This window comes from Rhodococcus cerastii (genome assembly GCF_033042195.1).
Classification (GTDB): domain Bacteria; phylum Actinomycetota; class Actinomycetes; order Mycobacteriales; family Mycobacteriaceae; genus Rhodococcoides.
This window is the reverse complement of the sequence record NZ_JAWLKF010000005.1, coordinates 226,196-233,175: the sequence shown is the minus strand read 5'-3', so window position 1 is coordinate 233,175 and position 6,980 is coordinate 226,196. Positions and strand designations below refer to the sequence as shown.

At 65.3% G+C, this 6,980-nt stretch carries 6 protein-coding genes; 1 reads left to right on the top strand and 5 read right to left on the bottom strand.

Translation table 11 applies throughout. From position 1 onward, the window contains the following. Positions 1–560 precede the first annotated feature (560 nt). The 5 genes from lnt to R3P93_RS12810 form a co-directional block, all read right to left on the bottom strand. Complete coding sequence (lnt, locus tag R3P93_RS12830) at positions 561–2,084, bottom strand: apolipoprotein N-acyltransferase (protein WP_317533148.1); 1,524 nt, start codon at positions 2,082–2,084, stop codon at positions 561–563. A 58-nt stretch (positions 2,085–2,142) separates the two neighbouring features. Next, positions 2,143–3,696, bottom strand: a complete 1,554-nt coding sequence (locus R3P93_RS12825) for an amidohydrolase (RefSeq protein ID WP_394855298.1) — start codon at positions 3,694–3,696, stop codon at positions 2,143–2,145. Positions 3,697–3,755: 59 nt separating this feature from the next. After that, a complete protein-coding gene (locus tag R3P93_RS12820; protein ID WP_094641784.1) occupies positions 3,756–4,280 on the bottom strand; it encodes an FxsA family protein in 525 nt (174 codons plus the stop codon). A gap of 81 nt (positions 4,281–4,361) precedes the next feature. Further along, positions 4,362–5,018 carry a response regulator transcription factor gene (locus tag R3P93_RS12815; RefSeq protein ID WP_317533146.1) on the bottom strand — a complete coding sequence of 219 codons (657 nt, stop codon included), beginning with the start codon at positions 5,016–5,018 and terminating at the stop codon, positions 4,362–4,364. 16 nt (positions 5,019–5,034) lie between these two features. Further along, positions 5,035–6,192 carry a sensor histidine kinase gene (locus tag R3P93_RS12810; RefSeq protein ID WP_094641788.1) on the bottom strand — a complete coding sequence of 386 codons (1,158 nt, stop codon included), beginning with the start codon at positions 6,190–6,192 and terminating at the stop codon, positions 5,035–5,037. A 17-nt stretch (positions 6,193–6,209) separates the two neighbouring features. On the opposite strand from R3P93_RS12810, the gene R3P93_RS12805 reads away from it, so the two are divergent. Then, positions 6,210–6,977 (top strand): TSUP family transporter, encoded by a 768-nt coding sequence (locus R3P93_RS12805; RefSeq protein ID WP_094641790.1) that lies wholly within the window; start codon positions 6,210–6,212, stop codon positions 6,975–6,977. Positions 6,978–6,980 lie beyond the last annotated feature (3 nt).

The following is a 6,980-nucleotide window of genomic DNA, read 5'->3' as shown; positions in this document are numbered from 1 at the left end:
GCGCGCGATTGAGCAATTCTGGCTTCCGTTCTGGTCTGCGTTCGTGTCGATTCACACACGTTCGGTGGTGATATGCCGTCGTATCGATTCGTTGCGCACGGCCCACTGGATTGAAACAGGGAAAGGGTACGGTTCTACCGAAGAGAACCAACCTCGAGTTCGCAAACCGAGTGCGTGGTGACTCTCGAATTCGACGTCCTGTCCGACATGAACTCCCCTCCCCACCAGGCGTACGACACGTTCGACCACGTCGGCGTTCGTGCTGCACTCACATACACACACGAGACCGTCGGCCAACCGCCGAAAGCCGACCCGAAATTCCGCGTCGAGCATCCCAGCGGCTTTCAAAGATACAACATCGGCAGGATTCCTTTGTGCAGTAATCATAAGAACCATCGATCGCCGACTCCAGCCTGTTACAGAAGTGACCCCGAGTGCCACCCGAACAGGCGCTATTCGGTCGAACGAATGACTGCTCACGCCGCGTCGCACAGCATTGTCCGACCCGTATCGGACCTGTCGTTCTGATCGACCCGCCGTTTACCGACTCGACGATTGTTTCAGGAGGCGGAGCGGCGGCGCCCGACCACGAGCGTCGCGCCGAGGGCTGCGACTGCTGCCAGACACAACACCAGTTCCGATCCGAAGCCGAGTCGTGTCGCGACGGTGAGGGATTGTCGCAGTACAACACTGGAAACCAGCACGTCGGGAGTGAAGAGTGGCGAATCCTGCAGAACCTCTCCGTCCGGTGCCACGATCGCGCTCACACCACTCGTGGCGGCCACCACGACAGTTCTTCCGTGCTCGACGGCGCGCACCCTGGACATCGCGAGTTGTTGGTAGGTCATTTCGGTGTCGCCGAAGGTCGCGTTGTTGGTTGGAATTGCGATGAACTCCGCGCCCGATCGGACCGATTCCTCGAGGGCACGGTCGAATGCGACTTCGTAGCAGGTCGCTATTCCGGCTGCTATTCCCCCGGTGCGGACAACTCCGTTTCCGTTACCGGGAACGAAATAACCCGCTCGGTCGGCATATTCCGAGAACAATCGAAAAAAACTTCGGAATGGCAAGTATTCGCCGAACGGTTGAATTATCTTCTTGTCGTGCCGCTCACCGGGCCCGTCCGTACCGTTCCACGCAATTACCGAATTCGTGTTCGTGCCATCGGCATTGACGAGTACGGTCCCGACGAGAATCGGAGCCCCCACAGCCACGGACGCCTGTGTGATGAGAGTTGCGGCATCGGCATTTCTCAATGGATCTATGTCGGACGCATTCTCGGGCCACACGACGAGATCCGGGGCAGGTTGCCTGCCTGCCTCGACGTCGGCGGCCAAACTCATCGTTTCACGGACGTGATTGTCCAGCACCGCTCGCCGCTGTGCGTTGAAGTCCAGACCCAGACGCGGAACGCTTCCCTGGACGGCTGCGATCGTCACGGTCCGTTCGTCGCCTTCCGGTGCGTCGTTGCTGTGCAGCGTGGGTAGCAGCGCCACGGCCGCTATGGACGCGACCGTCGTGGCGGCGACCGGCCCGAGGAACGAGCGCACTCCGCCGCGCCGACTGCCCGCGACCAGCAGCGCGGCCGTTCCGGTTCCGGTCAGTGCCACACCGAAACTGAGCAACGGTGCACCCCCGATGCTCGCCAAGGGAAGCAGCCAGCCCTCGGGTTGTCCGAACGCCAACCGGCCCCACGGGAAACCGCCGAAGGGAACACTGGATCTGAGCCACTCGGTCAGGCTCCAGGCCAATGCCATCGACACGGGCCACCAGGCACTCCGTGCTGCGACCACACCGAGCACTCCGAACAAGCCGACGAAGACGGACTCGGCGGCGGCGAGCGCCAGCCAGGGCATCGGTCCCACGTAGACCCCGATCCACGGGAGCAGTGGAACGAAGAATCCGAGTCCGGCGGCACAGCCGTAGCCGAATCCCGCTTTCAGCGACAATGAACGTCGGCCGCCGAAGCCGGTCAGGACGAGGGCCAGCAGCGCGATCCCGAGCGGTGCCAGAAACCACAGCGTTCGCGGAGGAAAGCTCCCGAATATCAGGGCACCACCGGCAACGGAGAGTGCAGTGGACATCGAGGCTCGTCGTAGTCGCCCCGCCGACGAGGCCCCGGCCCCGACACCCGAGGCGGACTCAGTTCTCATGGATGACCTGCCCGCGATGGACGGTCGTCGAGCACCGTGGGCTCGTGGACGATGGGTCGAGACCGGGCAACGGGGACACCCCCGCACGGGGGTCCGTCGACCAGCGTTGCACGCTGTCCTTCGGTGCTCGCACGACGAGTTCGTCGACCTCCCACACCGCGAAGGACGCGGGCGCTCCCGGCACCAACGTTCCCGCCAATCCGTCTCGGACTCCGCCCGCACGCCACGCTCCGCGGGTACCGGCAGAGAAAGCGGCCCGAGGGGAGATGGCACTGCCCGGCGTGCGGTGGTTGACCGCGGCTCTGATCGTCGCCCACGGATCGAGTCGGGTGACCGGCGCATCCGAACCGAATGCGAGCGCCACCCCCGCCGATGCCAGGCGCGCGAACGGATGGAGCGCCGACGCACGATCTGCGCCGAGTCGCGCCGAGTACAGCCCGTCCGAACCGCCCCACAGGGCATCGAACATCGGTTGCATGCTGGCTATGACGCCCCACGAGGCCAATTTGTCGGCCTGTTCGGGTGCGACCATCGCCAGATGTTCGAGCCGATGCCCGCACGCGGCGACGGCAGGAGTTCCGAGCTCGGCCACCACCCGCTCGAACGCTGTGACGGCAGCAGACACAGCCGCGTCGCCGATGACGTGGAAACCCGCCTGTATCCCGGCGGTCGTGCACGCCGAGATGTGTTCGGCGATCGCATCGACGTCCTCGTACCGGACGCCAGATCCGGCGCCGTCGGCGTAGGGCGACGACAGCCACGCGGTCCGCGACCCCAGCGAGCCGTCGACGAAGATGTCGCCGGCCAGTCCGTGGGCACCGGTGTCGCCGAGCAGCTGCCGCGCCTGCTCGGCCGTCTCGACCAGCTCGCCCCAGTATCCGCGAACCTCCACCCCGTGTTCGGTGGCCATCAGTTCACGGAAGTCGTCGATACCCGACACGATCGGACCGGCACATTCGTGGACTGCGACGATTCCCTGCGCCGCAGCACTGTCGAGCGCAGCCGTTCGTGCCCGATTTCGGGTGTCGGGCGTGATCATCGACCGCGCTGTCTGCCGCGCGAGGTGATGCGCGGCAGCGGTGAGTGGGGACTGCTCCGAGAAGCCGGTGACGGATTCGATACCGGTCGCGGCGACGCGCAACGGCGTCGAGACGGCGGCCGAATGCGAATCGATGCGAGTGAGGTACACCGGACGACCAGGAGCTGCCGAATCGAGGTCGGCTGTGGACGGTGCACGATGTTCGGGCCACCCGGTTTCGTCCCAGCCGTGTCCCCAGATCAGTGCGTCCGAGGACGATGATGCGTGTTCGGCGAGCACCCGCAGGCAGTGTTCGAGCGAAGTGCAGCCGGACAGATCGAGTCCGATCAGCGACAGACCCAGATCGGTGACGTGCACGTGAGTGTCGACGAACGCCGGTGCCACGAAGGAGCCCGCCAAGTCGGTGATGCGGACTCCTGGATGCAGCGCTCGCCCGGTGCGGTCCTCACCGATCCAGCTGACGATTCCATCGGTCACGGCCATGGCGGTGGCGTCGGAGGCCATCGGACTGTAGATCCGTCCGCCGCAGAACAATTCGGTGGTCACGAACGACCAGTCTGCCCCTACCGGTGTGGCTTCCGGAAATCCCCGGCTGCGGGATCGAAGCGGTCGGCCTCGATCACCTGTCCCTCGAGTATCGGCGCAGAACCGGATGCATTCGGTGCTCGCGTGCTGTCGTCGAGGATCTCACCGTCGATGACGGTGGGGCGCATGCGCCGGGTGGCGGTAGCGACCTGTGGCAACCAGCGCGCGGCGGCCCACATCACTGCTGGGCGCAGTAGCCACCTGGTCGGCGGGATCAACAGCAGCAACCCGATCACCGTGGTCACCAGGCCGGGCACGAACATCGCGACCGACCCTGCGGCGAAGAGAGCGCCGTCGGCCACGGCACCGCCGGCCGATCGCTCGCCTCGCGATGCCCGCTGCAGACCGTCCAACACACGTCTGCCCTGCGATCGCACGAGGAGTGACCCGACCAGCGATCCACCGATCAGCAGCACGACGGTCCAGAGCACACCGAGCGCGCTTCCTACGGCGACCAGCGCTGCGACCTCGACCACGACATAGAGTACGAACAGAGCGAGCATGACGGTCCTTTCTTCGCTTCACCGGTACAACGCGCGGGGCATCGAAATAGCTCCCGACTTGCCGTGTTTGTCGGCAGATTCTCAGGAACCCGGCCGGATGAGGCCGGTTTCGTACGCCACGACGACGGCCTGGACTCGATCGCGGACGTCCAACTTCGTCAGGATTCGGCCGATGTGAGTCTTGATCGTCGCCTCGGACAGATGCAGGGCGGTCGCAATCTCGGCGTTGGACAAGCCGGTAGCCAAGTGCACCAGCACCTCGCGCTCGCGTCCGGTGAGCGCATCGAGAACGGCGGCATCGGTGGTCGACACGGACTGCTCGACGAACCTCGACAGCAAACGCTTGGTGACCTTCGGCGAGACGACGGCATCGCCTGCGGCCACGCTGCGAATCGCGGAGACCAGGTCCTCGGGTGGAGTGTCCTTGAGCAGGAATCCACTGGCCCCTGCCCGGAGTGCCCCGAGGACGTGTTCGTCGAGATCGAAGGTCGTCATCACCAGAACCTTGGCGTCCGAACCCGATTCGGTGATGCTGCGGGTGGCGGCGACGCCGTCGATGCCGGGCATGCGGACGTCCATCAGCACTACCGCCGGTGCCAGTCTGGCGACGGCCTCGACGGCACCCGCCCCGTCCGAGGCCTCCCCCACCACCTCGATGTCGTCCTGCGCCTCGAGCACCATGTTCAATCCCATGCGCATGAGTTCCTGGTCGTCCACGACGACAACGGTGATCGGCACCGACCCAACCTAGCCCTCACTCGATCGGCAGCGTTGCCCGCACGAGCCAATTGCCGTGCGGCGTCCGCCCGGCGTGCAGGGTGCCTCGAAGCACCGCTACTCGCTCGCGCATTCCGAGAAGTCCGTGTCCACCACCGTCCTCGGACGGTGGTGCGCCGGAGCCGTTGTCGGAGATCTCGACGGTGACCGCATCTTCTCCGCGAACCACCTTGACGACAGCGCGTGGCGCGTGACCGGCGTGGCGGAGGACGTTGGTCAGCGATTCCTGCACCAACCGGTGCACTCCCAGGCTGATCGCCGGACTGATGTCGTCCAGGTTTCCGGTCTGTTCGAGCTCGACGTTCAATCCGGCGCGACCCATCATCTCCACGACACGGGCCAGACCGGCGGTGCCGTACTGGGGCATGTCGTCCGAGTCGGGCGAGGTCCGCAGCAACGCGACCGTTCGACGCAGCTCGGCCAATGCCGAACGGCCCGTTGCGGAGATGTTGGCCACGGCCTGCTCTGCGCGATCGGGATTGCGCCTGATGGCGTACGAGGCGCCGTCGGCCTGCACCACCATGACACTGACGCTGTGGGCGATGACGTCGTGCAGTTCGCGTGCAATGCGAGTGCGCTCGGTGAGCACGGCCTCTTCGGCGCGTCGGTCCCTGTCGTACTCGGCCACGACGAGTCGGGCCTGAGTCGCTTCGTCGTACGCCCGGCGGGCACCGAGAAATTCCGCCGCAACCCACGACAGGGCGTACATCAGCGCGCTGAACAGCAGTGTCGTGAACACCGGTTGGGCGAACAGAAGCAGGTTCGCGGCGGTGTACACGGCGAGTGCGGCGGCATAGACGCCGCCCTGAACTCGACCGACGTACGCGACCAGCGTGTAGAGCATGATCGGCAGGGCGAGCGCTGCCGGGTGACCGTTGTACGCATCGCCCACCAGGCTGCCCGCTATGTCGGAGCTGAGCGTGGTGACGAGAGTCAGTGCTGCGATCGTGCGGGGCAGACGCCGCCGCCACGCGACGGGAATCGTCAGCACGACCGAGAAGACCAGGAACAACGGCCCGTTCAGACCGTCGACCGAGCTGACGAACACCAGAATGTCGACGACGAACAGCCCGACGGCCAGCAGGGCATCGGCCACGAACGGCTGCCCACGGAGCCACAGACTGAATCGACGCATGTGATTGAGTTTGCCGTATGACTGCTGCCGACTGGGGATTGCTGATGGTCGCGGCCACGGCCGCCGGTTGGGTCGACGCCGTGGTGGGCGGAGGTGGCCTCATCCTGTTGCCGGCGATTCTTCTCGTGGCACCTCAGCTGACGCAGCAGGCAGCGCTGGCGACGAACAAGGCGACTGCCGTATTCGGTACCGTCGCCGCCGTCGTGACCTTCGCACGGAAGGTTTCGCTGAATTGGGCGGTGCTCGTTCCGGCCGGCGTCCTCGCCGCCGTGACCTCGGCGGCCGGCGCTGCTGCGGTGTCGTTGATCGACCGCGAGCTGTTCATCCCGATCATCATGGTGGTTCTCGTGGGTGTGGCAGTACTGGTCACCTGCCGTCCGACCATCGGCCTGACCGCGGCACCGTCGCCGCCGACCCATCGCAAGGTTTTGATCGTCATCGGTTGTGCAGCTGCCGGAATTGGCTTCTACGACGGCATTCTCGGGCCCGGCACCGGAACGTTCCTCATCATCGTCTTCGCCACGATGCTCGGCACCGAGTTCGTGCGCAGTGCCGCGATGGCCAAGGTGATCAACGTCGGGTCCAATGTCGGTGCCCTCGCCTTCTTCGCCGTCACCGGCAGCGTCTACTGGCAACTCGGAGCAGTCATGGCGGTGTGCAACGTGTTCGGTGCCGTCCTCGGGTCCAGGACGGCGGTCGCCCGCGGTGCCGGATTCGTGAGAATCGTCTTGCTGGTTGTGGTCGTGGGCATGGTCGTTCGACTCGGATGGCAACAATTCGGCTAGCGT